The following is a 26097-nucleotide window of genomic DNA, read 5'->3' as shown; positions in this document are numbered from 1 at the left end:
AACCATGATGTCAGACTCCACTGCCGCGCTATACCGCCAGCTTCCTGCTATTGATAAGTTACTGCAACTCGACGAGGTACAAACCCTCGTCATTGAATCAGGGCATCATTGGGTGACTGAGCAGTTACGAGATATGCAGCAGCAAGCCCGTGAGTTTATCCAGCAATATGAGCAATTGCCTGCATGGCACGCTGACTGGGTGACAGAGCTGACTAAACGTCATAACAGGTTACAGGAAAGTGCGATAAAACCCGTTTTTAACTTAACGGGCACGGTACTACACACGAATTTAGGTCGTGCGGTAATGGCGCAATCTGCCGTTGAGGCGGTGAATAAGGTGATGAGTTCACCTGTAACGTTGGAGTACTCTCTTGATGGTGCCACGCGAGGGCATCGTGATCGCGCTTTGGCTGACTTATTTTGTCAATTAACTGGCGCAGAAGATGCCTGCATTGTTAATAATAATGCGGCAGCTGTTTTATTGTTATTAGCGACTGTCGCGCAAGGTAAACAAGTGATTGTTTCGCGCGGCGAGCTCGTTGAGATTGGCGGGGCTTTTCGAGTGCCTGATGTGATGGCACAAGCAGGTTGCCAACTCGTGGAAGTCGGAACAACCAATCGAACTCATTTACGTGATTATGTTAATGCTATCAATGAACACACTGCATTATTGATGAAGGTGCATACCAGTAACTACAGCATTGAAGGTTTCACCGCAGAAGTTGAAGGTGCCGAGCTGGCTGAGTTAGGTAAGCAGTATCAATTGCCGACAGCAATTGATTTGGGCAGTGGATCAATGATAGATATGACAGCGTATGGTTTACCTGCTGAGCCAATGCCACAAACGTATCTTTCGCAAGGGATTGATTTGGTGTCGATTTCGGGTGACAAACTGCTGGGAGGGCCGCAAGCAGGGATCATTCTCGGCAAGAAAAAATGGATTGAAGCCATTCAAAAGCATCCGCTTAAACGTGCATTACGTGCCGATAAAATGACATTAGCGGCATTAGAAGCGACATTAAAACTGTATTGCACGCCAGAAAAACTGGTTACTGAGCTACCGACATTACGTTGGTTAACCCGTAGTGCCGATGAAATTAAAGCGCGTGCGCAGCGTTTGATTGTTCCCTTGCAGGCTTTTTATGGTGATAAATTTGTGGTTGAAATCGAACCTTGTTTATCCCAAATCGGTAGTGGGTCTTTACCGGTTGATAGGTTGCCAAGCTATGCTGTGACATTTACGCCATTTGATGGGCGAGGAAATACATTGGCCTTACTTATGGCACGTTGGCGTCACTCTACCCAGCCTGTGATAGGCCGATTGAAAGAGGGTAAATTATGGCTGGATCTCCGTTGTTTAGATGATGAACATGCATTATTGCAGGTACTGCTTTCATGATTTTTGCTACCGCTGGCCATGTTGACCATGGTAAAACTTCATTAATTCAAGCGATTACTGGGGTGAATACCGCCCATTTACCCGAAGAGAAAAAGCGCGGCATGACCATCGATCTTGGTTATGCGTATTGGCCTCAACAAGATGGCAGCTCAATTGGCTTTATTGATGTTCCTGGGCATGAAAAATTTTTAGGTAATATGCTGGCAGGCGTTGGTGGTATTCAACATGCTCTGTTGGTGGTGGCGTGTGATGATGGTGTTATGGCGCAAACACGAGAACACTTAGCCATTTTGCGCTTAGCGGGCTGCCAGAAAATAACGGCTATTTTAACCAAAGCAGACAGAGTTGATGAAAAGCGGATCACTCAAGTTATTCAACAAGTACAGGATGAACTTCATCAACAAGGTTGGTCTGACCCCGTTCTATTTGTGACTTCAGCTAATAATGGTTGTGGTATTGCTGAGTTACAAGCATATCTGCAACAATTACATCTAGAAGCAACCGATCATCAAAACCCCCAACAACGTTTTCGATTAGCTATTGACCGTGTATTTCATGTCAAAGGCGCAGGGATAGTGGTCACCGGTACCGCTTTGGCAGGGCAAGTTCAGCTAGGTGAGAGTTTATGGCTGACGGGAGTGGACACCTCCGTTCGTGTCAGAGGAATTCATAGGCAAAACCAACCCGCAGAATTCGCGCAAGCGGGGGATCGTGTTGCATTAAATCTTACTGGTGACGTCGATAAAGCAGAGATCACCCGTGGTGATTGGTTACTCTCTGAAAAGCCATTTGCAGCGGCAACCCGAGTGATTGTTGAATTAAAATGTGATTCAGTGATTAAACATTGGCAGCCTGTGCATTTGTATCATGGTGCCAGCCATATCACGGGGCGAGTATCCTTATTGACCGAATTCGCAACAACGCCTTTGCTGGCGGAACTTATCCTCGATACGCCTTTGTGGTTAGCAGATAATGATCGTCTCATTGTGCGCGATATTAGCGCCCGTGAAACCTTGGCAGCCGCAAGAGTGATCCGATTAACTTCTCCACGCAGAGGGAAAAGATTACCTGAATTTATTGACTGGCTACAACGTCTTTGTTCGGCGAACGATGAACTCACCCATTTGAAATTACAGCTGCCGAATGGTGAATTAAATTTAAAGAGCTATGGGTGGTCTCGTCAGTTAACACCTAGCGCACTGGAGCCGTTGTTAACTCAGGTGGAATTAGTTCGTGTCGGTGATTTAGTGCTATCCGCTTTTAAGGCTCAAGTCGCGAAAGAGCGATTAGTGCAAACGTTAGAAGATTTCCATGAGGTTCACAGTGACCAAATCGGTGTCAGTAAAGCGAGATTAAAGCGGATGGCATTACCAACAATGAGTGAATCATTAGTTTTTAAATTAATTAATGAGCTGATTGTTGATGAACGTATTAAGCAAACGCGTGGTTGGCTGCATATGCCGCAACATGGTCTGGTATTCGATGCAGAACAACAACGCATTTGGCAACAAATAGTTCCGTTATTTCCTTGTATAGATGCATGGTGGGTTCGCGATATTGCAGCAGAGCTTAACCAGGATGAAAACCTGATACGAGGTGTGATGAAAAAAGCAGCACAGATGGGATTCGTGACGGCAATTGTACGTGATCGCTATTATAGTAGTGATGAAATCAAACAATTTGCTGAGTTAATCTTACGATATTGTCTTGAAAAAGAAGAAATTTGCGCTGCTGATTTTCGGAGTGAATTAGGGATTGGTCGTAAGTTAGCGATTCAGATACTCGAATTTTTTGATAAAAGTGGCTTTACGCGGCGTAAAGGTGATGGACATTTTTTACGTGATAAAGGCATTTTTGCCGAATAGATTTATCGTCTAAATTAGTTAGAATAGCCAGTCAATTCGTGGCGGTCTCTGCCTATTGAAGGCCGTCGGTACTCACATATTTTGTGGTAAGCTCGATGAAAAAAAGCGTATTTTCTGCCATTTATCTCACACTGATTTTAATTGCCTCCCTTTTCCTTGTTTTTGAAAAAAGTGGTGTGATTTACCCAGCATTGATTTCGATCAGTGTTTACGCCGTGATCTTTGGGGGACTCTATTTTCTTTCTGCAAGATGGCTATTTTCGGCGGTTGTCACGAGTACGCTATTTATTATTATTAAATTCCTTAACCAACTCAAAGTCCATTATTATAAAGAGCAGTTATTTTATTCCGATATCAGTGTCATGACAGACACCTCAAATATGGGAACATTGGCTCATTATTGGTTGGCTGGTGTTGCGTTGATTGGCTTATTGATCTTATTCGTGATGAATGCAGTACTGAGCTGGCGTTTATTATCGTCTAAACGATCATTTGTGTGGCGTTTATTGGCGATTGTTCTCGGCATTGGTGGATATTTTGGGGCCAGTTTTGCAGCGTCTCACTATTACACGCAATGGACTGAAACCTTGCCTAAGGGGAAGGGCACAGTAACCAATTTAGTTATGTCGGCGAAAAATTCGAGCTATCACTCGCCACAAGTGAAAGGTTCATCCGATTATTTTTTACAAAGAGCAGCTTCTGTCACATTGCCTGTTTCTGCAACCACAGAAAAACCAGACATTTTATTATTGTTACAAGAATCGACAGTCAATCCAAACATCTATCGATTACCTGATGGAACACAGTTGCCAAATCTATTTATGTTCCAACAAGATAACGAATTGATCGCACATAGTCATATGCGTGTACAAACGTTTGGTGGGGGGACTTGGCTATCTGAGTTTGCGGCACTAACAGGGCTAAACAGTGATGATTTCGGTTCACAGAAAAGTGGTGTTTTCTATTTTATTGTCGACCATCTCAACAATAGTTTATTTAAAGAGATGAAAGCGAATGGTTATTATACGGTTGTTTTAACACCTTTTAACCGTGGAGCTTACCATTCTGGCCATGCATACCAGACGCTGGGTGTAGATAGAATTATTCAACCTCAAGAGTTAGGTTATCCTGGAAAATTACAAGATAACTTATGGACGATCAGCACTGAGGATATGCTGAAATACGCCAAGGAAATTTTAGCGAAAGAAACGGATAAACCGGTATTTATTTTTTCGCTAACGATGTATGAACACGGTCCTTATAAAGATAGTCACAGTGATGATTATGGCTTAAAAGGTAAAGTGAAAAATGCAGATTCAGCGGGTGAATTTAGCCATTATATGGAGAAAATTGTTGCTTCAGATAATGCGATCCGCGATTTTGTTGACTTTATGGCGAAACGAGAAAGGCCACTCATGTTTTTGTATTTTGGTGATCATCAACCGGGTATTAGCTTGAATCAATATCAATCTGATTATGCTAACCCTGCGTTTATCACCCAATTTACGTTACGTGATAATTTAAAATCAGGTAATAGCATCCAAACAGGTAAGCTAACCGATATCGCCTTCCTTGGCGGTATCTTATTAGAACGTGCAAATCTAAAGATTTCGCCATTCTATGAAGCGAATATTAAAATGCGCCATTTGTGTGATGGTAAGTTGGATGATTGTGAAGACAAACAATTATTAGAAAGTTATCACCACTATATCTATCAAACATTACAAGTTGCTAATAAAAAAGCGGAAGAATAAGGTTAATCAATATATCGCGGAGTTTTACTCCGCGATATATTCTCTGTACTGTGGATTAGCGGCGTGTGGCAAGGATTACGCTTGATGCTTTGACCAATGCAGTGATATCGACACCTTTCGTTAATGCCATGTCTTGCAGACTTTCATTGGTAATGATCGCGGTGAGTTCAACACCTTTATTTGTCACTAGGTGAACTGTACTGTTCACAGCCCCTTCAATAATATTACTGACTTTACCGTTAAATTGATTACGTGCTGAAAATAGTAAACCGCAATCCGGTTTTGCGAGTACTACCCACGGGGCTTTAATAATGGCAACGGCTTCTTTGCCGACAGCCAAACCTAATGCTTTGCAGCTTTCGCATGTAATGACAGTTGTTAGCTCTTCACCATTTCCCAATGACAAAACAACCTCATTGTTAACCGCCCCTTCTTTTATTGCGCTAACTGTACCGACTAATTGATTTCGAGCAGAAACTTGCATGATTTACCTCATTCCATTTAATAATAAAAAATCACTCTTCATAGAATAAATGTAAAAGGTGAAGTTAGCTAAAATATGCGCCACGTTCGTGCCTAAGATCACGCCATTCAGATTAATAAGGTACTAGGGGGAATTAAACTCAAGTTCGTAAATATCGCCACGACAAATAATTTCACTGTACTCAATAATTCTGCCAGCTTGAATAGAGCTAGTTTGTCTCACGAGTAAGAGAGGTGCCCCTACCGTCGTGTTTAACCAATTGGCGTACTCTTCATTACAGCTGATAGCTTTGACTTTATGCTGGACACGGCTAAAGTTAATGCCTTGGCTACCCCATAATGCATAAAGGGAGTCAGTGAGTTTTTCCGGTTCAGGGAGGTATTGAGCTGGAATATAGTTATTTTCAAAAGAGACAGGCTGCCCATTTGCGATGCGGATACGCCTCAATTGTGCTATTGGACTATTAACAGGTAAACCTAATTTAGCGGCAATATCCGCGGTAGCCTCAGTTAAGGTGCGGAGTAACCACTGAGTGGTCACCGTTCCTCCCGCTTTAATGACTTGAGAAGTAAAGCCACTTTCATGGGATAGTGAATAGCCTAAATATTTGGCGACTTGTGTTCCCACTCCTTGTTGGCGGATCACTGTTCCTTTCTTTTCCAGAGCCTGCATTGTTTTACTGATTGTCACTCGAGAGAGCTTTAACTGTTGGGCAAGGTAACGCTCCGCAGGAAGATAATCCCCAGCATCGACGATTTTATGTTCAATAGCGGACTCAATCGCATGCTGTAGCTGACGGTACAAAGGTGTCGTTGAGTTCACATCTAGCTGATTTTTTATCCATTCAAGAAAGCGGGCTTGCATTATATTTTTCCATAAAGCTTTCAACAAATTAAGTTTATAACAGACTTTAATATATTCATAATATCATCTAATGGACTTATATTGGCATTATTTTTTCACTGATTGGACTGGTATTGGACTTAATTGCTGCTAATATAATTAATGTTGTTAAGGAAAGTATTGGGAGCAAAAATGGGGCGTAAACCCGACATTCAATCAGCGATTCTTGGATGTTTATATGGTCAGGCGACGGGGGATGCCATGGGCATGCCATCTGAGCTATGGCGACAAGATCGTGTTCAACAGTTTTTCGGCTGGATAGATAATTTTTTGCCAGGGCCAGACGAAAATGTTGCGGCGATTGGGTTTCGTGCCGGTGAAGTGACTGATGATACTCATCAAGCAATTGCGTTAATGGATGCAATTATTACTTGTAATGGTCAGGTAGAGCCGAAGGTGGTGGCACAAAATATTTTAGCGTGGGCGGGACGCATTAATGCTTTCGATAAGAATATTTTTGGACCGACTTCAAAACAATCTCTATTAGCTATTCAAGCAGGCATACCCATTAATGAAATTGTATCAAATGGGGTCACTAATGGTGCGGCAATGCGGATAGCGCCTGTGGGCTGCGTTGCTTCAACTGCGGATCGCAATCAATTTATAAAAACCGTTGAAGCGGCTTGTATTCCGACACATAAGTCGGATATTGCGATTGCAGGTGCCTGTGTCATTGCTTGGGCAATTAGTCGAGCCATTGAGCAAACACCTTGGTCTCAAATAAAAAAAGAACTTCCAATACTTGCCGAAGAGGTTCAGCAGTTGTATGCCTCAACGTTTAGCCCTTCTTTAGGACAGCGAATCTCACTGGCTTTTCAGAAGGCGAACGCGCTACAGAACTGCTCGCCTCAGACAACACTAAAAGAGCTGTACGATTTTATCGGAGCCGGTATGGACACGATAGAATCTATTCCCTGCGCTCTGGCCATAGTCGAGCTAACAAATGGTGATCCTGTCATGTGTGCGAAGTATTGTGCCAACCTGGGGGGAGACACGGACACCATTGGTGCTATGGCCGGAGCGATTTCGGGAGCTCTGTCAGGTATTGAAGCTTTTCCTGAAGAATGGATTGCATTGATTAATAATTCTAATAATATAGATTTCTATCCCTACGCAAAAATACTCAGTACCTTACGCCATTAAGGAGAGTGGAATGAGTGCATTACCTGACACTCCGCAAAAAAATGAAGCTTGGAAAATTGAAAACACGGGTATTGATATCGTTCCCGAACATGAGCGAACAGCTACCCCTCTGGAACTCTTCTGGATTTGGTCCGCCGCGAATATCGGTATACTAGGTATCGTTTATGGCGCGATTATTGTTTCCTTCCGACTCTCCTTCTTTCAATCTCTACTCGCCACCATTATTGGTATAGCCAGTTTCGCGCTGGTGGGCTATATCAGTTTATCAGGGCAGAAAGGCCGCACCTCTACGTTGACGCTGTCGCGCACGATTTTTGGTAAAACAGGTAACATCGCTCCCACATTTTTTAGCTGGATAACACTGATGGGTTGGGAATCCATCAATATGATCACGGGTACGTTGACACTAAAAGCCCTATTTCAAGTAGTTGGATTCAGTGACTCCGTCGCATTAACCGTAGTTTGCATGGTGTTATTTGGTGGATTGGCAATTACGATTAGCTTACTCGGCCAAGCGACCGTCGTTGTGATGCAAAGTTGGATCACGCGTATTTTTGGTACTATGACCTTAATCGCTGCGCTGTATATTATTTGGCAAACAGACTGGAATGCTGTTTTATCAATGCCTTCTGGTAGTTGGTTGACGGGTTTTTTACCCGCGGTATCCATTATTGCCGCTGGAACAGGCATTGGCTGGGGGATAGCGGGAGCAGATTATAGCCGCTACCAAAGTGAACGGTCATCAAAATCCTCTATTTTCAATGCGGTGACCTTTGGGGCCACATTACCGCTATTTATTTTATTATTTACGGGTATTTTGCTTTCTGCTCGTTTGCCTGAATTAGCCTCAGCGGAAAACCCAATTGCATTGATAGGTTCTGAATTACCGAGTTGGATGTCGATCCCTTACTTATTAACGGCGACAGCTGGGATTATCACTATTGCCGTACTCAGCCTCTACTCTGCAAGCCTGAATTTATTAACTATCGGTGTCAAAATTCGCCAAGTTTATGCCGTTGCATTAGATGCTATTTTAGTCATGGGAGTGGCAATTTATATCCTATTTATTTCAGGAGAGTTTATTAACTCATTTATTGCTTTCCTTTTGTTTTGCGGGGTGTTTTTAGCCTCATGGGAAGCGGTATTTATGCTGGATTATGCCGTACTACGGAGCCGAAAAGGCTATGCGTTCGAGCAACTGTTTGGACAATCTAACGCTGGAATCCGTTGGATCCCGCTGTTATGTTGGTTACTCGGTGCACTGGCGGGCCTATTAGTCAGTGATAATGAGTTTATTAAAGGGCCATGGGCGACCGGTATTTTCGAGGGTTCTAGCTTATCTATCCTTCTTTCATTCGTATTAAGCTTTGTACTTTACGGCTTATATCTACTGTTTAGTCGTTCAGCGGAGAAGGTTTAATGCGCACTGTTATTGTGATTGGTGCAGCAGCGGGTGATTGTGTATTGAGTATCGCGAGAATGCCCCGTCGCGGTGAAGACATTGCCGCTCGCGACCATGGATGGCAGATTGGTGGGTGTGCATTTAATGTCCTGCGTGCTTTAAGCCGTCTACAAATCCCCTTGGTGAATGGTATCCGAGTAGGCAAGGGGCAATGGGGAGAGCGTGTTCGCCACGTATTATCGGAACTGGGTGTAAAGCCTATTTTGACGAGTGATACGCAAGATAATGGCTGGTGTTTCGCCCTCACTGAACCTGATGGCGAAAGGACATTTATTTCAATTCCTGGCTGTGAAGAAGAGTGGAATAGAGCTGAACTACAGGCTCTTCCACTACCTACAGAGGGTATCATCTATGCTAGCGGTTATGAATTAGGTTGCCAACAAGGGGAAGCGTTGCAGGAATGGCTGCTCCATGATTGCCCCACACAAACGATTGTTTTGGACTTAGGGCCACGGCTTGCGGCTCTCCCCCGTGATTTTATCGCCCAATTACCTGCCAATAGAACTATTTTGACAGTCAATCGCGATGAGGCCCGTTTTCTTTGCGGAGACGGTGACTTAATACAACTTGCGGTGGAGTATGCCAACCATAACGGCATCACGTTAATTGTTCGTTTAGATAGTCAAGGGGCATGGTTGTGTCAGCCACATAAACAACCCCAGTTTGTACCCGCGTATCAAGTTTCTGTTGTTGATACGATAGGCGCTGGCGATGCACATACCGCTGGAGTATTAGCTGGATTATCTCACGGGTTGTCATTGAAAGAGTGTGTTGACCTTGGGAACCATGTTGCCGCGATTGTGGTGAGTCAGCAAGGCCCAGCTGGCGCTCCAACAATAACGGAAATACAGCAATCCAATCTGAAAAAAGTCATACCTGAAACGTCTTAATTGTTCTTCAGCGCATTTTTATTTACTGGCAAATAAAACCATTGCTACATTTATAGGTCTTATACTCTAAATTACCATGAATGGTTCGTCTCGAACTATTGAGTACGGCTTAACGCTAGAAGAACATTAATATGAAATACTTAGTTACTGGCAGTGCAGGTTTTATTGGCTTTAGACTATGTCAGCGTTTATTAGATAGTGGGCATGAAGTTGTCGGTATCGACAACATGAACGCTTATTACGATCAGGGGCTGAAACAATCCCGTCTACATATTCTTGAACACTATCCTCATTTTCGTTTTATCCCACTTGATATTACCGATCGAGAAAAAGTGGTTGTACTTTGTACGCAAGAAGATTTTGACCGTGTGATCCACCTTGCCGCTCAAGCTGGCGTTCGTTATTCACTGCAAAATCCCTTTGCGTATGCAGACAGTAATCTCAATGGCCATTTGGCGATCCTTGAAGGATGCCGACAGGCAAACGTCAAACACCTAGTGTATGCCTCGTCTAGCTCCGTGTATGGCATAAGCAATCAAACACCATTCAGTACTGATATGCCGACCGACCATCCGGTTTCCCTGTATGCAGCAACGAAGAAAGCCAATGAGTTAATGGCTCACTCCTACTCTCATCTTTACCAGTTGCCAACGACCGGTTTACGTTTTTTCACGGTGTATGGCCCATGGGGTCGTCCAGACATGGCGTTATTTAAATTTACTAAAGCCATTTTAGCTGGTGAACCCATTGATGTTTATAATAACGGCAATCTCAGTCGTGATTTCACTTTTATTGATGATATCGTGGAAGGGGTTATCCGTATTTCCGATATAATCCCACAAGCAGACCCAGAAAATGGTTCTCCTTCTCCTGCACAGAGTCGCGCCCCATACCGGTTATACAATATTGGTAATGGGCAACCGGTTCAGTTAACGGATTTTATTGCCGCACTGGAAAAATCCTTAGGCAAAAAAGCGATCAAAAACTTTTTACCTATGCAGGCTGGGGATGTGTATACCACTTGGGCGGATACCGAAGACTTATTTAAGGTGACGGGATATCGTCCACAAGTTTCTATTGAACAGGGTGTACAAGCGTTTGTTGATTGGTATCAGTCATACTATCGCCTGTAACTTATGATATTGATGAAGGATACCCTGTAATCTACTAAGATGGATTTGAGAGGTCAGTTTTGAAAATAGCAATTGCGGGTACAGGCTATGTGGGTCTGTCTAATGCCATGTTACTGTCACAACACCATGAAGTGGTGGCAGTCGATATCATTGCCGAAAAAGTGGCGATGCTGAATAATAAACAGTCACCAATTATTGATGCTGAAATCGAGCAGTTTCTACGGGAAAAAACACTCAATTTCCGTGCCACGCAAGACATCGTTGAAGCCTATACTGGCGCCCAGTACGTGATTGTGGCAACACCGACAGATTATGACCCAAAAACCAACTACTTTAATACTAAATCGGTTGAGTCGGTCATTCATGACGTGCAGAAAATTAACCCCGATGCCACGATTATCGTCAAATCCACTATTCCTGTCGGTTTCACCGAGCGTTTACGTGAAGAGTTCGGCTACACCAATGTCATTTTCTCGCCTGAGTTTTTACGCGAAGGTCGCGCACTTTGGGATAACCTGCACCCTTCTCGTATTGTGGTGGGCGAGCGCTCTGAGCGTGCGGAAACTTTTGCGAACTTATTGCTCGAAGGTGCCATCAAAAAAGACGTTCCTGTGCTGTTTACCGATGGCACGGAAGCCGAAGCGATTAAACTGTTTGCAAACACCTATTTGGCGATGCGCGTCGCTTATTTCAATGAATTAGATACCTATGCAGAAAGCCGTGGTTTGAACGCACGACAAATCATTGAAGGGGTGTCATTAGACCCGCGTATCGGTAGCCACTACAACAACCCCTCTTTCGGTTACGGCGGGTATTGTCTCCCTAAAGACACCAAACAGTTGTTGGCAAACTACGATGATGTGCCGAATAACCTGATTAACGCCATTGTGGAGTCTAACCGCACACGTAAAGACTTTATTTCCGATGCGATTATTGCCAAAGCGCCACGTAAAGTGGGGGTATACCGTTTGGTGATGAAGGCAGGCTCTGATAATTTCCGTGCCTCTGCGGTGCAGGGCGTGATGAAACGTATTAAGGCCAAAGGTATCGAAGTGATTGTGTATGAGCCAGTGCTAAAAGAAGATGAGTTCTTCCGCTCGAAAGTCTATCGTGACCTTGAGGCCTTTAAAGCGGACAGCGACATTATTTTGGCTAACCGGATGGTACCTGAAATCGAAGATGTGGCGGATAAAGTGTATACTCGTGATCTTTTTGGTAACGATTAAACTAAGATCCCTTCCAATATATTGCTTCTATCACTAGCCAGTTATCACGCTGGCTAGTTGACTATTTTTTGTCATTTTACTGCCTAGTTTAATTGAATCACTCGAGTAATCTGCAATAATCGCTAAGAAATAAATATCACTAATTGTTAGCATCAGCTTTTAATAGCGGGTAGGGCTGAGTGGCGGGCGATGAATAAAATAATAAAGACACAAAAAAATGGATATCAAGTATACCAAAAAGAAAGTGAGATTGATTATTGGCAAGTTATTGATGATTATATTCAAGGAAAAATTATCGGTAAAAATCTCAATAGTGGAAATATGGAGCGTAGCGTCGCTCGTATTAATATTGATGGAAAAAACTACATTATTAAATGCGAAAAAGAGCGTGATAGTCGTTTAGAAAAACGTATTATGCGTATGATGTACGGCCCTTATTTTTCTCGCTTACTTGTTCGTTTAGTTCAAGCACAAAACCAAGGTTGTACCATCACCAATGATATTTATTTTGTGGCAGAGAAAATGCGATGCCGAGAATCGATTGAAACTTGGATTATTGCCGAATATGTTGAGGGAACGGTACTCTCTGAAATTAACGATATCACCCCTTATTATTCTGAAATAGCAGCATTAATTAGCCAACTGCACGCCTATAATTTATCATCAAATGATATTCATGCCGGTAATTTGGTACTGACTGAGCATGGTCTGAAAATTATTGATTTATCAGATTTTGGTAACCTCGCGATTTGCAAAGCGAATGATTTAATCGCATTAAAACGGTTTTATGGTATCGAACCAGATAAAAAGAGTTTTATGTACCGATTCATTATGTTGCGAAATAATATTCGCCATTGGTCACGTAAAATTCGCGGTAAGAAAACACGTTTATAAAGGAAAGCCATCACAAAATTATTAATGATGGCTAGTTATTCTACTGTGATAAGGCATCAAGAAACTCAGGAATAAAGCTGCCCGTTCCTCGGCAATTTCTCTTCGCAATTTCACCAGCTTGTTTCATGATGGCGCAGGTATTTGCAATATTAAGTAATCGGTCACCAGGTAGGGCACAAGCTGCGGTAACAGCGGCCGATAGCCCGCAACCCGTGCCAACCACACGGGTCATTATGGGGTGTCCGCCTGTTATCGCAATCGTTCTGTGACCATCAGTGACATAGTCAACCTCGCCACTTATCACAATCATGGTGTTGACTTCACGAGCAAGAGCTTGAGCTGCGGGTAAGGCATCATTGGGGGTATTTAATGAATCGACCCCGCGCCCACCTTGACTCGACCCCGCCAATGCCATGATTTCGGAAGCATTACCGCGAATGGCTGTGGGGGTTAGCTTCAACAGTTCTCGACAAAACTGTGTTCGAAACTGAAGAGCGCCCACCGCAACAGGATCTAAAACCCATGGTTTCTGGGCGTGTCGAGCGCTATAAACGGCTAAACGCATTGCAGACTGGCGATCAGAAGTTAAGGTTCCCACGTTAATCAACACACCATCAGCAATCGCCGCAAATTGTTCTGCTTCTTCAGGCTCAATAACCATGGCCGGTGAACACCCTATCGCTAATAAAATATTGGCGGTAAAGGTTTGCACAACATCATTAGTCATACAATGGATCAATGGAGAGTGCACAGTAAATAACTGTTTAGTCTTTGAAATTTGAGTTTCTGAAACAGTTTCAAATTGCATTTTTTTCTCCTCTCCTCGTCTACATAAACTAACGGCTATGATTTAGTCAGATAAATAATTTTCCAACACCATCCCTCCAGCCCCTTGTGCTACCACCTCATATGAGTCATTTGCTGGAAAAATACGTGTTTTAATATGTGGGAATGCGGACATTTTTTCTTCTATCGATTTCTTTGTCATCGCAAAAAAATGATTTTTGGGTGTCAGTGTTCCACCACACACTACAACATCAGGCTGTAATGTCAAAATAGCATTTGCTAGCGCTAGGCCGTAATAATAGGCAGCTTCTTCTAACACATCCAAACACAACTGATCATCCATGGCGAGAGCTTGAAAAATAGTATGGTAATTAATTTCTGCTTCAGTACTAACCAGTTTATTTATTACTGAAGATTTTCCTAAGCGAATTTGCTGAATAATGCGTGTTTTTATCGCTGATAATGAGCTGTATTGTTTCAAACAACCATATGAGCCACATTCACATCGCTGGCCCCGAATATCAATGGTGATATGACCGAAAGCTTGAGCGGTGCTAATTGATGCAGGCGCAAATGTATTATTAATGACGGTACAACTTCGTATATCTGTATCACAGGTTGTAAATAAAAAGCGCTGGCTTTTTGAATGATAGCGTAACCGATATTCGGCAAGTGCAGCGAAAGTAATGCCGCTGCCTAGCGTGACAAAGCAGGGAACTCTGTCATTAATATAACTGAATAAGTCAGTAATTCTTGCATCATACTGACTAAATTCGACCTTATCGCGTTCTAATATATGGTCAATGGCAATGCCGATACCCAATATTTTTTCTGTGGTGAGTTGATGCTCAGATAATAACTGTTCAACTTTTATTAATAGGTTATCCAGCATCTTTTCCGCTGTTTCTAATTGCTCATTTTTTATTTTGAGCATGCCTAAAATATCTAATTTTAAGTTGAGTAATAGAATCGTTGAATAGAGATCACTCATCTCAATACCGACAACATAGCCATCATCAGAGTTAATGCTGTACAGTATTGGCTTACGTCCACCCGTTGACTCGCCAAGCTCTGACGTAGAAATCAATTGGCTTTTACTCAACTCATCAAGCAGTCTTGCACAAGTTGCAGGTTTCATACTCGCCAGTGATGATAACTCTTCCGCTCTAATCGGCCCATGATTCAAAATTAATCGATAAAGCATTTTCAGCTTACGAGTTTTGGAATTCTTAGAGGTGCGAAATTCATTCAATAATGTCAGTAACAAGTCATCACCCTTTTCTTATCAAGAGATACCGCGTCAAAGATTAGCAGATTTGCTCAGAAAGTACTGCTCTTTGGTCGATATCATAGCGAGAATCTTTTTCTTAAAATGAGATTAAGATCGCTGTACAGTTTTTAAATTGCTTTATCATCCCTCTTATTCATCCTTTTGGTACTATTTCGGAGATTTCCATGCATAACACCAATGATATTTTAGAAAGCTTACGCTTCATTGAGACTCACACCGACATTAAACCAACCGTTGGTATCATTTTAGGGTCAGGTCTAGGTCCATTCGCAGATACATTAGAAAACGCGGTTCATATTCCTTATAGCGAAATCCCCCATTTTGCAAAATCTGAGGCTGTTGGCCACGCGAATGAATTGGTGATCGGAACTATCGCGGGTAAAAATGTGGTCGCGATGAAAGGCCGTTTCCACTATTACGAAGGTTTTTCTCTCGACCAAGTGACCTTTCCTGTGCGATTGATGAAAGCACTCGGGGTAGAAAAACTGATCATTACTAACGCATGTGGTGCAGTGAATACCGACTTTAACCCTGGCGACCTGATGGTGATTACTGACCATATTAACCTCACTGCAAATAACCCATTGATTGGGCCAAATAACCCTGAATTAGGTGTCCGTTTCTTGGATGTCAGTGAAGTTTATAACAAAGAACTACGTCAAATAATTTTGGATGTTGCTAAAGAACAAGGGGTTTCCGTGCGTCAAGGCGTTTACGCGTGGTGGACTGGCCCAACGTATGAAACACCTGCTGAAATCCGCATGATTAGAACATTAGGCGCTGATGCTGTTGGTATGTCAACGGTACCTGAAGCACTGGTGGCCCATCATTCACAAATTAAAACGGTTGGTATTTCCTGCTTAACGAATATGGCTTGCGGTATTTTGGAACAGCCTCTGAGCCATGATGAAGTGATCGAAACGGCTGAAAAAGTGAAAGCCACCTTCTTGCAATTAGTCACTGGCGTGATTGCTCGCTTCTAACTTATTCTCAAAATAATATAAAGAATGTCATAGAAACAAGTAGGTAGGTATTCAATGAAATTAAAGGGGCTAGTTTTAGTTTCGCTTGGCGCTTGTAGCTATGGCATTTTATCAACATTGGTTGTATTGGCTTATCAGGCTGGATTCTCTTTAAATGATGTGATTGGTAGTCAAACTGTTTTAGGTGCGGCATTACTTTGGGTGTTTGTGTTAGCTGGATCAGCGATGAGAAAAAAAACGCTAAACTGGCCAACAGGAAAGCAATCAACATTAATGTTATTGACGGGAACCACTACTGGGTTAACGGGACTACTCTATTACGCCTCATTACAGTATTTATCACCGGCATTGGGGGTTGTGCTATTTTTGCAGTTCACTTGGATGGGAGTCGCGATTAATTCTATTGTGACTCGCCGAATGCCTACCGTCATGACGATCTTATCAGTACTCTTTATCTTAGTTGGAACCTTACTAGCGACAGGGCTACTGAACAGTTCGAGTGTGCAATTCCACTGGTTAGGTATTGTATTTGGCTTATGTGCAGCGCTATCAAATGCAGTACGTGTTTATGTCAGTGGCGCGCTTGCTGTAAAAACTGAACCAATGATGCGTTCAGCCATTATGGTAACAGGAGGGGCTATTTTGACCTCGATTGTTGTGCCTCCAACCTTTTTATTAGACTTCACCACATTTAACTCCTTGTTTTTCTCTTACGGATTACCATTGGCCTTTTTTGGTTCTTTCTTTGGGATGTGGATGTTTGCTAAAGGTACTCCATTGATTGGAACGAGCTTAGCGACAATAGTCAGTTCAATGCAATTGCCTGTAACCATCATATTGTCCGTAACTGTATTACATTTACCTCTTGAATTCATTCAGTTTGTCGGTGTCGCCATTATCTTATTTGGTGTCGCAATTGCTGAAGTGAAAATAAAAACAAATAAACAAACACGTTAAACAATTCGGGGTTACAGCTGAGTCGATAATTGCGCTGTGATGAGCGTAAATGAGTGAAATAACTATGCTATCACTTGAAGTATTGACGAATATAACTCCAAACGGAGATTGATATGAATATTAAAACCCGTCTAAAAACCATGTTATTCCTACAATATTTTGTCTGGGGAAGTTGGTTAGTCACGCTAGGTGCCTACATGATGAAAACACTGAATTTCTCTGGCGCTGAAGTTGGAATGGTTTATAGTTCGAAAGGGATTGCTGCTATTTTAATGCCGGGTATTATCGGAATTATTGCAGATAAATATATCCCTGCTAATCGGTTATATATGATTTGTCATATTATCTGTGCTGGTTCGTTATTCTACGCCGCCAGCGTAACAGACTCTACATTGATGTTCTGGGTAATGCTGATTAATGCGATGGCATTTATGCCAACGATTGCATTATCCAACTCAATTAGTTACTCCTCATTAAGCCAATTTCATCTAGATTCAGTGACAAATTTTCCGCCTATTCGAGTATTTGGCACGGTAGGTTTTATTATCGCTATGTGGAGTATTAGTCTATTAAAATTTGAATTAAGTAGCATGCAACTCTATATTGCGGGTAGCTGTTCATTGTTGTTGGCGCTATATTCTTTGACTTTGCCGCATATTGCCGTTAACAAAAAAGCTATTTCTACTAGTTGGGTTAGTAAGTTAGGTCTTGATGCATTAGTGTTATTCAAAAAACCGATAATGGCGGTTTTCTTTTTATTCGCAATGCTACTGGGGGCTGTTTTACAAATCACTAATACATTTGGTAGCCCATTCTTACACGACTTTGCTCGTGACCCATTGTACCAAGATAGTTTAATCGTTCAGTATCCTGCTATCTTATTATCCGTTTCACAAATGGCAGAAGTTGTGTTTATTTTAGCCATTCCATTCTTTTTAAAACGCTATGGCATCAAAACAGTCATGCTATTGAGCATGTTAGCTTGGACATTAAGATTTGGTTTTTTTGCTTTTGGCGATCCATCCGCAATTGGTTTAATGTTCCTGATTTTATCCATGATCGTATATGGATGTGCTTTTGATTTCTTTAATATTTCTGGCTCCATTTTCATTGAAAAAGAAGTTGATCATCGAATGAGAGCAAGCGCTCAGGGATTATTTATGACCATGGTGAATGGCGTTGGCGCTTATTTTGGTGCGATATTAAGTGGACTCGTGGTTGATTACTTTAGTGTGGATGGCGTTAAAGATTGGCAGACGATTTGGCTTGTTTTTTCATCGTATACCGTTGTGCTTGCTATTATTTTCTATTTCACTTTTCACTATCATCATGTGAGGGAAGGTGAAGTCAAAGCTGATTGAGATTAAATTTCATGGGATCTGGTGATGTGAGTATCACCAGATTTTTTGACAAATTATCTATTAACATACTCATTATTAGCTAACAATTGTTTGAGCTGTAATTATACTCCTCGTATTGAATTGGTTTTGAATGGGTATCAGCTTAAGTGGGGAAGGCTTAAGGTGTAGATGCGATTTCAATCGATTAAAGTCATCATGATAGCCCTCATACTCTGAGGGCTATTAATTTATTATTGTGCGGCTTGAGACCCCCAAAGTGCATCAGCAATAGGGATTGTTGTATATGTTTTAATAATTTGATTATACGTTTCTTCAGGCTTAAGTGATGTAAATTGTTCGGGATAGATAAATTTTGCAAGATATTCCATACCGACAATATTATAAGGATGGTTATAGAAGTTATGGTAGACGCCATATAACCGATTATTTTTAACGGCACTAATTTGGCTAAAACCCGTTCTATTTTTTAGTCGTTCAAAACCACGTTGGTTTTCTTCTTTTGTCACGCCATAACCAAAGGGAGCAGCAATATTGTTTTTATTAACCCAACGAGAGCCGGTGACGATATAAACGTCAGGCGTTGTTGTAATGACTTGTTCTAAAGAGACAGTGCCAGAAGCACCCGGTAAAAATTGACTGCCAATATTATCGGCGCCAATTGCTTGCACTAAACCACCCCAACCGGCGTTATTATGGGTAAAACAGCAGCTATCGCTACCATTTGCTCCTGCCTTGGCTTCAATAAAAACACGCGGCTTATTCTGGATTTTTGCCGTTGCTTGTTGGATGTCTGATAAGCGAGCTTGATAAAAGTCAGTATATTCTTTGGCTTCTTTTTCTTTATTTAACACCAATCCAAGCATGTCGATGCTCGTGGTTGTATTTTCGATTGGGTGCAAAAAAGTATCGATATATAGAATAGGAATATTAGCATCTTTTAAACGGCTAACAACACCAGAGCCTTCTAATGCAGGTTTTGCACGTAACTGCGCAATCAGGAGGTCGGGTTTTTGAGCAATTACCACTTCAGTGTTAACTTCACCTTTGTCATTGAATCCCATATCGGGAATTTTCTGTAGATCGGATTGCCATTTTTTTGCCAGTAATTCTACCGTCTGAGGGTCCGTTTTTTGCAGATTATTATTCCATGCGACGAGGCGATTAAACGGATTCTCTCTATCAAGCAAAGCCAGCGTTAAAATATCTCGACCATCTTGCAATACAACTCGTTTCGGTTCTTGTTGTAACGTAATTTTTTGGCCATCGGTATCGGTCACTGTAACGGGATAGGTCGTTGCTAAGGCCGAGGATGAGCATAAGGTTACGAATGTTATTGATAGCAGGTGATTAATTATCTTCATATTTAGACCCTTTTTGATTGAGCCTTGATAATAACAATTATCATTATCAATTTTAAGTATTCTAAGCCAATCGCTGATAGTTTTTATTTACCTATCGGTGAGTTGCTGTCTTTAACAATAAATTCAATGCATTACACGTTTAATCATTTGAGTAAATCCTACAGAAAAAGAAAAGAGGGTATTTAATCTGCGAATATAGTGACGGTTAGAAGGGCTAAAATGGAGAGAGACAAAACTTAGGTTAAGTAGGGAAAGAAATCATGTTTAATCTTGATACACTCGAAAAAACTAAGTGTATCAAGTAGTAATCGCGTGTTTACTTATTTCTTGAGATCAAAACATAAGAGACAATTTTTGAAAAGTTAATTTTTAATAAGATTTTTTCACTATCGCTTAATGGATAATCACCTTGATCTCTAGACTTTTTAAATCGACTAATAATAAATTTATTAAGAATTTTTAATTTATCTTTTCTTTTATGTGACGGTAGCCAAGAGCCGCTGAAGTGGTGAATAGAATAGTTAATCTTATTATATTCAGGACTGCAAAAATAATAAGATGGATAAATGACTACCCCTTCTGCTAGATGGGATTCTTGGCTTCCATCGTAGGGGGGATTAAGGCCAAATTCATTAGAGAAATAGCGGCTAATTTTGAATGTATTGGGTTCTAAAACAAGTTCTCCATTGACTTCAAAATTCAGATTGTCATAATCAGAAAGTAGCCCTTTTATGACTGATGAGCCTTTTACAGAACCCATAGCAGCTGTAATAGGTAGATACTTACCATCATATTGTTCATACCCGCTAAAAAAACTAAGGTTCAAAAAACGGTCAAAACTTTGTGTTACTTCTACATCACTATCAAGATAGATCCCTCCGTAATTATAGAGAGCATAAAGCCTTATATAGTCAGAAGCAAAGGCCCATTTTTTATTTTTTATTGCTTCGGTAACATAGGTGTTATTTATTTCGTCTAGGCAGTCATTTCCCCATTCCATAATCTCATAATCAGGAAGGTGTTTTTTCCAAGTATCAATACAATCTAACACAAATTGAGGTTTAGGGTTATTACCAACCCAAACATAGTGTATTATTTTAGGTATCAAAATGAATTCCTATTAGTATTTTAGTGAACGGAAAAATTTTCTTATTTGCAAGAAAAATAAAGATATTTTACTTTCAATGAAACCTTTTTGTCGTCTGGTTTTTTTTTCTGTAATCCTATATTTCTCAATATTACTATTTTCAAGTGTTAGTATTGGATGCTCAATTATTTCAGTCAAAAAGTAACCATCTACAATTTTGAGCTTATAAAATAAATTCCATGAATCAGCAACATAATAAGCTTTGTCAAATAGAGTAATTAATTTTTCACACTCATCTCTATGAATTAAGTAACAACATGTTCTAAATAACTTACTTGGTTTGTAAGTGACTTTTCTAAAAACAACATTACCGATTTTAATTTTATTAAAAAAACTGAGAGAAAGGCGTTTTCTTGAATTTAAGCCTTCTTGACCACCTAGTAAGTAAATATTATTCTTTTTGAGTAAGGATGTTTTTTCATTATTTAACTGTTTAACGAGATCTGATAATTTATCGCTAATAATAGCATCATCTTCTAGAATAATTGCCCACTCATAATTGCTGTTAACAATTTTTTTATATATTAATTGGTGGCTGAGACTACATGCAACTTCATTAGCACATGAGGGCTTATTATATTGAAAGTTTAGTGAGTTAAGGTAGTCAGATGGCAAATCTTTGCCTTCGACAGCATCGATCATTACCCAAGACAACTTTTGTGCTGATAGCGAATCAGTAATTTTTTTTCGACGTTCAATATCTTTTTTTAATGAAACTATGAAAATAGGGATGTTACTTTCCATAACAGCGGATCCTGTATCGTTATGCAACCTTTTTGTATTATAAATAAAAAATGATAATTAGTCTTCAGATATTATTCCATTATTGTTAAAAATAATGCTCCTAGACTATTATTGAAACCCTATCAATGCATTGATTATATTGGTTTTTTCTTATGGTGAATGCATGGGGTGTTTTGCTCGTTTAGCTGGAAAATGCAATGCGACTATTATTAAAATAGCTATATTTAAAATAAAGCACACTTAAAATATTTTTTAGTTATTAATGAATTAAAGTAATATAAGGTTATACGTCGGTATGCTTTCTAATGATTTTTATTTTTGCTGTCCCTGTATTAAAATTCTTAATAGAAAGACAGATAAAGAGTGGTTGGAATTCATATATAAGATAAATATAAAGCCAGTAAAAATTTAGGTATAGAGAATGAACCGGCTTTATATTTTATAATACGTTTACGTTATTCAATATTTTGAATTTGTTCTCTCATTTGTTCTATCAACACTTTGAGCTCAACGGCTGAATTGGTCACTTCACTATTGATAGATTTTGATGCGAGAGTATTTGATTCACGATTAAACTCTTGCATCATAAAGTCTAGGCGTCGACCATTGGCTTCTTTTTTCTTGAGAATATTACGCGTTTCTTTCACGTGTGCTTCCAGCCGATCCAGTTCTTCGGCGACATCGACACGTTGAGCTAATAAAATGAGTTCTTGCTCTAAACGGTTGCTATCTACTTGAATATCAGCTTCTTCTAATTTGGTTTGTAGGCGCTCACGCTGCCATTGCAAAATTTCGGGCATATGCTGACGGACTTTTGCAACTTCAACCAGTACTGCATCCAGACGTTGTTCGATAAGAGCGTGTAACGCAGCGCCTTCAGCTTCTCGGCTTTGAATAAATGCATCTAATGTCTCATCAAGCCCTGCTAACAGCTGCTCGCTGATCGCATCTAAATCCTGCTCGCCCGCTGACATAACACCAGGCCAACGTAGAATTTCTAATGGATTAATTTCGCCTTCATGACTGTAATTTTTTACCCAGTTAGCCGCACTAATAATTTGACGAGCTAAATTTTCGTTAAGGATTAATTCTCCTCGATTTGCTCCATCTAATTCAAAACGTAGATTACATTCAACTTTGCCTCGAGTCAGGCGAGCACGAATTCGTTCACGAACCACTGGCTCAAGACTTCGTAATTGTTCTGGTAAGCGGATATAGGTTTCTAGATAGCGTTGGTTAACGGAACGCAGCTCCCAGGCCGCACTCCCCCATTCACCCTTGATATCACGGCGGGCAAAAGCGGTCATACTACGGATCATAATTCGTTCCTATCAAAATGAATATAAGAGGGATTATAACGCTATGAGTGATGTCATGATAGGCATTATCGTTTTAAGGACGTATAATGCGCGGCAATTTAGTTGAAAATGGAGATAACACCATGCGTCCAGAAGGCAGAATGGCAGACCAAATGCGTCCGATTAAAATATCACGCAACTATACTAAGCATGCGGAAGGCTCTGTTCTTATTGAGTTTGGCGACACTAAGGTGTTATGCAATGCAACTGTCGAAGAGGGAGTGCCTCGTTTTTTAAAAGGTCAAGGCCAAGGCTGGGTGACAGCAGAATATGGCATGCTACCTCGAGCAACAAATTCGCGTAATCAACGTGAAGCGGCAAAAGGTAAGCAGACTGGGCGTACAATGGAAATCCAACGTCTAATCGCACGATCTTTACGCGCAGCGGTTGATTTGAAAAAGTTAGGCGAATATACCATTACGTTAGATTGTGATGTGATACAAGCAGATGGTGGTACTCGTACAGCAGCTATTTCAGGGGCTTGCGTTGCGTTAGTCGATGCACTTAATAAAATGGTTGAACAAGGTAAATTGACGGCGAGCCCTTTAAAATCGATGGTAGCCGCAGTCTCTGTAGGAATTGTGAATAATGAAGCTGTATGTGACCTTGAATATGTTGAGGACTCTGCGGCTGAGACCGATATGAACGTCGTTATGATGGATGATGGTCGTATGATAGAGGTTCAGGGAACTGCCGAAGGCGAACCATTTAGCCATGAAGAGCTATTGTCGTTACTTGCATTAGCAAAAACGGGACTAGAATCTATTTTTGAAGCTCAACGAGAAGCGTTGAAATAAGAATATTTTTAATAGGCGGCTGAAATAGTCGCCTTTTTTATGGCTGGTGATTTTTTTGAGCTCACCAGTATGTGTATCATCGTATTAAATATATTGACATTAAATATTGAGGAGATTGACCCATGAAAGCCTATCAGCGCGAATTTATAGAGCTTGCCATGAAAAAACAGGTGCTTAAATTTGGTGAGTTTACGCTGAAATCAGGCCGTAAAAGCCCCTATTTCTTTAATGCTGGGCTGTTTAATACGGGGCGTGATCTGGCACTGGTTGGTCGATTCTACGCGCAAGCTCTCAAAGAAAGTGCAATCGAATGTGATGTTTTGTTTGGGCCTGCTTATAAGGGGATCCCAATAGCAACGACGACAGCAGTTGCACTTGCTGAACATCATAATATTGATATGCCATACTGCTTTAACCGTAAAGAAGCCAAGGATCATGGTGAAGGTGGCACATTAGTGGGCTCTCCACTACAGGGGCGTGTGGTGGTTGTCGATGATGTTATTACAGCGGGTACGGCAATTCGTGAATCGATGGAAATTATTAAACAGCAAAATGCGACACTTAATGGCGTCCTTCTCTGTCTTGATCGTCAAGAAAAAGGCAAAGGTGAGATCTCGGCGGTACAGGAAGTTGAACGCGATTATCACTGCAAAGTTTATTCAATTATTACGATGAGCGACTTGATTGCTTACCTCGCTGAACGAGAAGATATGCAACAACATCTCATCGCGATGCAAGCTTATCGTCAGCAGTATGGTATTTGAGGTTAATCAGCTGTTGTCTTCTTATTCAGGGTAATCACTTTTTAGATGAAAGTCAGATAAGAGGGATTTGGGCTAGTCATCCTACAATGATGAGGAGCTGCACAGATGAATGGCATTCATCATGTCCTGGATTTGAGCTTGTTTACCCTAAGGTAATCAAGAAACAGGTAAATAAAGAAAAAAGCCCTCGCCCAAAGAATGTGGGCGGGGTGAGTAGTTGTTTAATCTGTTATTGTAACTGAGCTAAAATTAAAGGCCAGCGTGATTCAAATTCTACTGTGGGTCGATAACGGAATTCTGAACGTACAAAACGCGACAACATTCCTTCACAAAATGCGAGCAGTTGGCTTGCAAGAAGGGATTCATCATGCAGAAAACCATGCCCATCTCGTATTTTTTTCTCTTTTAATACTTGGCGTAATTGTGACTCTATTCGTTCAAATAATTGGTTTATACGACCTTGCAGCCTATCTTGCTCAAACATCAGGGCGTGGCCGGTCATAATACGGGTCAGCCCCGGGTTTTTCTCTGAAAAGCCTAAAATAAGGGCTAAAATCAGTTTAATGCGAGTTAGCGTATCTTTCTCATCGCTTAGGATAAGATTGATGCGCGAAACTAAAGAGTCCTCGATAAACTCAATTAAGCTATCGAACATTTTCGTTTTACTCGGAAAATGACGATAAAGTGCAGCTTCAGATACTCCTACAGTTGCTGCAAGCTTTGCAGTTGTAATTCGTTGACTACCATCACTACTTTCTAACATCAGCGCCAGAGACTGCAAAATCTCTTCACGTCTGTTGCGTTTTTTTGTTATCGCTTTTTCTGCCATGTCTGATAAGACCCCTGCTAAAACAGCAAAACAAACTATCTAAAATTTTGCCCCGAGTAAATAGAAAATAAAGGGCAAAAAGTAGATAAAAGAGCACGATATCGATGAAGTTCGGCTGGCTTAAAAGGGCATATGCTTGTTGTATCGTTAGATGGTATATATTTGTGACCTTGCATGTGGCATGTAAAGTGACCATTTTCAGCCTTCGAGGGACGAGTTTCTTGCCCGCGAACTTTTTATCAATGGAACCTTACTTGCCCCTTGCGCGACTTAGCGTATTAGCTCCTCAGTTAAATCATAAAGAGGGGAGCTAGTAGGCTAAGCCATCAATTTATCTTAAAAAGCTGACAAAATAACAGCCTATATTTCACGAATTGCTATTGTTGTCAGTTTCGAGATAGGGTCTGTTAGGACGTATACCTCGTTTAGATAAACATATCGCTACCAACAAAATACCCTTTAAAGCAACTAAACTGTCGTACTAAAATGATACCGTCTATTTTTCGCTAAACTCACTGATAAGTTTATTTGTTATTCCATCATGAAATATGGATTTGGTATTATCA

The 26097-nt window shown here is 41.0% G+C and carries 23 protein-coding genes; 14 read left to right on the top strand and 9 right to left on the bottom strand.

Annotated elements, in window-relative coordinates; genetic code table 11:
* The first annotated feature begins 7 nt into the window (after nucleotides 1-7).
* The 3 genes from selA to G3341_RS19385 all read left to right on the top strand — a co-directional run bounded on the left by selA (nucleotide 8) and on the right by G3341_RS19385 (nucleotide 5018).
* Nucleotides 8-1399, top strand: a complete 1392-nt coding sequence (gene selA, locus G3341_RS19395; protein WP_163863680.1) for an L-seryl-tRNA(Sec) selenium transferase — start codon at nucleotides 8-10, stop codon at nucleotides 1397-1399.
* Nucleotides 1396-3264 (top strand): selenocysteine-specific translation elongation factor, encoded by a 1869-nt coding sequence (gene selB / locus G3341_RS19390; protein WP_163863429.1) that lies wholly within the window; start codon nucleotides 1396-1398, stop codon nucleotides 3262-3264. Before selA ends, selB begins: the two co-directional genes overlap by 4 nt.
* Nucleotides 3265-3359: 95 nt before the next feature.
* Nucleotides 3360-5018, top strand: coding sequence for an LTA synthase family protein (locus G3341_RS19385; protein WP_163863427.1), 1659 nt, complete (start codon nucleotides 3360-3362; stop codon nucleotides 5016-5018).
* Nucleotides 5019-5073: 55 nt separating this feature from the next.
* Here the strand turns inward: G3341_RS19385 and G3341_RS19380 are convergent, their stop codons facing one another.
* Nucleotides 5074-5502 carry a TOBE domain-containing protein gene (locus tag G3341_RS19380; RefSeq protein WP_154624755.1) on the bottom strand — a complete coding sequence of 143 codons (429 nt, stop codon included), beginning with the start codon at nucleotides 5500-5502 and terminating at the stop codon, nucleotides 5074-5076.
* Between the two features lie 123 nt (nucleotides 5503-5625).
* A complete protein-coding gene (locus G3341_RS19375) occupies nucleotides 5626-6366 on the bottom strand; it encodes a GntR family transcriptional regulator (RefSeq protein ID WP_154624756.1) in 741 nt (246 codons plus the stop codon).
* A gap of 171 nt (nucleotides 6367-6537) precedes the next feature.
* Between G3341_RS19375 and G3341_RS19370 the strand changes: the two genes are divergently transcribed.
* From G3341_RS19370 to G3341_RS19345, 6 genes are all read left to right on the top strand, one after another.
* Nucleotides 6538-7548: an ADP-ribosylglycohydrolase family protein gene (locus G3341_RS19370; protein ID WP_163863425.1), complete on the top strand. Its 1011-nt coding sequence runs from the start codon at nucleotides 6538-6540 to the stop codon at nucleotides 7546-7548.
* A gap of 10 nt (nucleotides 7549-7558) precedes the next feature.
* Nucleotides 7559-8968, top strand: coding sequence for a purine-cytosine permease family protein (locus G3341_RS19365; RefSeq protein WP_154624758.1), 1410 nt, complete (start codon nucleotides 7559-7561; stop codon nucleotides 8966-8968).
* Nucleotides 8968-9900 carry a PfkB family carbohydrate kinase gene (locus G3341_RS19360; RefSeq protein ID WP_154624759.1) on the top strand — a complete coding sequence of 311 codons (933 nt, stop codon included), beginning with the start codon at nucleotides 8968-8970 and terminating at the stop codon, nucleotides 9898-9900. The genes G3341_RS19365 and G3341_RS19360 overlap by 1 nt, the downstream gene beginning before the upstream one ends.
* A 131-nt stretch (nucleotides 9901-10031) precedes the next feature.
* Complete coding sequence (locus G3341_RS19355; RefSeq protein ID WP_163863423.1) at nucleotides 10032-11033, top strand: NAD-dependent epimerase; 1002 nt, start codon at nucleotides 10032-10034, stop codon at nucleotides 11031-11033.
* A 59-nt stretch (nucleotides 11034-11092) separates the two neighbouring features.
* Nucleotides 11093-12259 (top strand): nucleotide sugar dehydrogenase, encoded by a 1167-nt coding sequence (locus tag G3341_RS19350; RefSeq protein WP_163863421.1) that lies wholly within the window; start codon nucleotides 11093-11095, stop codon nucleotides 12257-12259.
* Between the two features lie 189 nt (nucleotides 12260-12448).
* A complete protein-coding gene (locus G3341_RS19345) occupies nucleotides 12449-13153 on the top strand; it encodes a lipopolysaccharide core heptose(II) kinase RfaY (RefSeq protein WP_154625027.1) in 705 nt (234 codons plus the stop codon).
* 40 nt (nucleotides 13154-13193) lie between these two features.
* Here the strand turns inward: G3341_RS19345 and thiM are convergent, their stop codons facing one another.
* Entirely contained in the window at nucleotides 13194-13961 is a 768-nt protein-coding gene (gene thiM, locus G3341_RS19340) for a hydroxyethylthiazole kinase (protein ID WP_163863419.1), read from the bottom strand.
* A gap of 42 nt (nucleotides 13962-14003) precedes the next feature.
* On the bottom strand, nucleotides 14004-15206 hold the full coding sequence (locus tag G3341_RS19335; protein WP_154625025.1) for an ROK family protein: 1203 nt from the start codon (nucleotides 15204-15206) through the stop codon (nucleotides 14004-14006).
* A gap of 188 nt (nucleotides 15207-15394) precedes the next feature.
* Between G3341_RS19335 and G3341_RS19330 the strand changes: the two genes are divergently transcribed.
* From G3341_RS19330 to G3341_RS19320, 3 genes are all read left to right on the top strand, one after another.
* Nucleotides 15395-16213 (top strand): purine-nucleoside phosphorylase, encoded by an 819-nt coding sequence (locus G3341_RS19330; RefSeq protein WP_154625024.1) that lies wholly within the window; start codon nucleotides 15395-15397, stop codon nucleotides 16211-16213.
* Between the two features lie 54 nt (nucleotides 16214-16267).
* Nucleotides 16268-17170, top strand: a complete 903-nt coding sequence (locus G3341_RS19325; protein WP_154625023.1) for a DMT family transporter — start codon at nucleotides 16268-16270, stop codon at nucleotides 17168-17170.
* Between the two features lie 113 nt (nucleotides 17171-17283).
* Nucleotides 17284-18531: a nucleoside permease gene (locus G3341_RS19320; RefSeq protein ID WP_154625022.1), complete on the top strand. Its 1248-nt coding sequence runs from the start codon at nucleotides 17284-17286 to the stop codon at nucleotides 18529-18531.
* Between the two features lie 230 nt (nucleotides 18532-18761).
* On the opposite strand, the gene G3341_RS19315 is transcribed toward G3341_RS19320, so the two are convergent.
* The 4 genes from G3341_RS19315 to G3341_RS19295 form a co-directional block, all read right to left on the bottom strand.
* The gene (locus G3341_RS19315; protein ID WP_163863416.1) at nucleotides 18762-19892 is read right to left on the bottom strand and encodes an ABC transporter substrate-binding protein; all 1131 of its coding nucleotides are present in this window, start codon (nucleotides 19890-19892) and stop codon (nucleotides 18762-18764) included.
* A gap of 316 nt (nucleotides 19893-20208) precedes the next feature.
* A complete protein-coding gene (locus G3341_RS20805; protein ID WP_244316456.1) occupies nucleotides 20209-21000 on the bottom strand; it encodes a glycosyltransferase family 32 protein in 792 nt (263 codons plus the stop codon).
* Nucleotides 21001-21012: 12 nt separating this feature from the next.
* Nucleotides 21013-21783 carry a glycosyltransferase family 25 protein gene (locus tag G3341_RS19300; RefSeq protein WP_154635713.1) on the bottom strand — a complete coding sequence of 257 codons (771 nt, stop codon included), beginning with the start codon at nucleotides 21781-21783 and terminating at the stop codon, nucleotides 21013-21015.
* A gap of 455 nt (nucleotides 21784-22238) precedes the next feature.
* Nucleotides 22239-23102 carry a YicC/YloC family endoribonuclease gene (locus G3341_RS19295; RefSeq protein ID WP_154622530.1) on the bottom strand — a complete coding sequence of 288 codons (864 nt, stop codon included), beginning with the start codon at nucleotides 23100-23102 and terminating at the stop codon, nucleotides 22239-22241.
* Nucleotides 23103-23224: 122 nt separating this feature from the next.
* Between G3341_RS19295 and rph the strand changes: the two genes are divergently transcribed.
* Entirely contained in the window at nucleotides 23225-23938 is a 714-nt protein-coding gene (rph, locus tag G3341_RS19290) for a ribonuclease PH (RefSeq protein WP_154622540.1), read from the top strand.
* A 122-nt stretch (nucleotides 23939-24060) separates the two neighbouring features.
* Entirely contained in the window at nucleotides 24061-24702 is a 642-nt protein-coding gene (gene pyrE / locus G3341_RS19285; RefSeq protein WP_154622531.1) for an orotate phosphoribosyltransferase, read from the top strand.
* Nucleotides 24703-24931: 229 nt separating this feature from the next.
* Here the strand turns inward: pyrE and slmA are convergent, their stop codons facing one another.
* Nucleotides 24932-25531 carry a nucleoid occlusion factor SlmA gene (gene slmA / locus G3341_RS19280; protein ID WP_154622532.1) on the bottom strand — a complete coding sequence of 200 codons (600 nt, stop codon included), beginning with the start codon at nucleotides 25529-25531 and terminating at the stop codon, nucleotides 24932-24934.
* Nucleotides 25532-26097 lie beyond the last annotated feature (566 nt).

The organism is Providencia vermicola (genome assembly GCF_010748935.1).
In the GTDB taxonomy this organism is placed as follows: Bacteria; Pseudomonadota; Gammaproteobacteria; order Enterobacterales; family Enterobacteriaceae; genus Providencia; species Providencia zhejiangensis.
This window is presented reverse-complemented; position numbering and strand designations above follow the sequence as displayed.

Excerpts from the sequence above, each read along its gene's own strand:
- rph (WP_154622540.1), top strand. The coding sequence starts at position 23,225 with ATGCGTCCAGAAGGCAGAATGGCAGACCAAATGCGTCCGATTAAAATA.
- selA (WP_163863680.1), top strand. The coding sequence starts at position 8 with ATGTCAGACTCCACTGCCGCGCTATACCGCCAGCTTCCTGCTATTGAT.
- G3341_RS19300 (WP_154635713.1), bottom strand. The coding sequence starts at position 21,783 with ATGGAAAGTAACATCCCTATTTTCATAGTTTCATTAAAAAAAGATATT.
- G3341_RS19385 (WP_163863427.1), top strand. The coding sequence starts at position 3,360 with ATGAAAAAAAGCGTATTTTCTGCCATTTATCTCACACTGATTTTAATT.
- slmA (WP_154622532.1), bottom strand. The coding sequence starts at position 25,531 with ATGGCAGAAAAAGCGATAACAAAAAAACGCAACAGACGTGAAGAGATT.
- G3341_RS19325 (WP_154625023.1), top strand. The coding sequence starts at position 16,268 with ATGAAATTAAAGGGGCTAGTTTTAGTTTCGCTTGGCGCTTGTAGCTAT.
- G3341_RS19295 (WP_154622530.1), bottom strand. The coding sequence starts at position 23,102 with ATGATCCGTAGTATGACCGCTTTTGCCCGCCGTGATATCAAGGGTGAA.
- G3341_RS19345 (WP_154625027.1), top strand. The coding sequence starts at position 12,449 with ATGAATAAAATAATAAAGACACAAAAAAATGGATATCAAGTATACCAA.
- G3341_RS19360 (WP_154624759.1), top strand. The coding sequence starts at position 8,968 with ATGCGCACTGTTATTGTGATTGGTGCAGCAGCGGGTGATTGTGTATTG.
- G3341_RS19380 (WP_154624755.1), bottom strand. The coding sequence starts at position 5,502 with ATGCAAGTTTCTGCTCGAAATCAATTAGTCGGTACAGTTAGCGCAATA.
- selB (WP_163863429.1), top strand. The coding sequence starts at position 1,396 with ATGATTTTTGCTACCGCTGGCCATGTTGACCATGGTAAAACTTCATTA.
- thiM (WP_163863419.1), bottom strand. The coding sequence starts at position 13,961 with ATGCAATTTGAAACTGTTTCAGAAACTCAAATTTCAAAGACTAAACAG.
- G3341_RS19315 (WP_163863416.1), bottom strand. The coding sequence starts at position 19,892 with ATGAAGATAATTAATCACCTGCTATCAATAACATTCGTAACCTTATGC.
- G3341_RS19370 (WP_163863425.1), top strand. The coding sequence starts at position 6,538 with ATGGGGCGTAAACCCGACATTCAATCAGCGATTCTTGGATGTTTATAT.
- G3341_RS19330 (WP_154625024.1), top strand. The coding sequence starts at position 15,395 with ATGCATAACACCAATGATATTTTAGAAAGCTTACGCTTCATTGAGACT.
- G3341_RS19355 (WP_163863423.1), top strand. The coding sequence starts at position 10,032 with ATGAAATACTTAGTTACTGGCAGTGCAGGTTTTATTGGCTTTAGACTA.
- G3341_RS19365 (WP_154624758.1), top strand. The coding sequence starts at position 7,559 with ATGAGTGCATTACCTGACACTCCGCAAAAAAATGAAGCTTGGAAAATT.
- G3341_RS19320 (WP_154625022.1), top strand. The coding sequence starts at position 17,284 with ATGAATATTAAAACCCGTCTAAAAACCATGTTATTCCTACAATATTTT.
- pyrE (WP_154622531.1), top strand. The coding sequence starts at position 24,061 with ATGAAAGCCTATCAGCGCGAATTTATAGAGCTTGCCATGAAAAAACAG.
- G3341_RS19375 (WP_154624756.1), bottom strand. The coding sequence starts at position 6,366 with ATGCAAGCCCGCTTTCTTGAATGGATAAAAAATCAGCTAGATGTGAAC.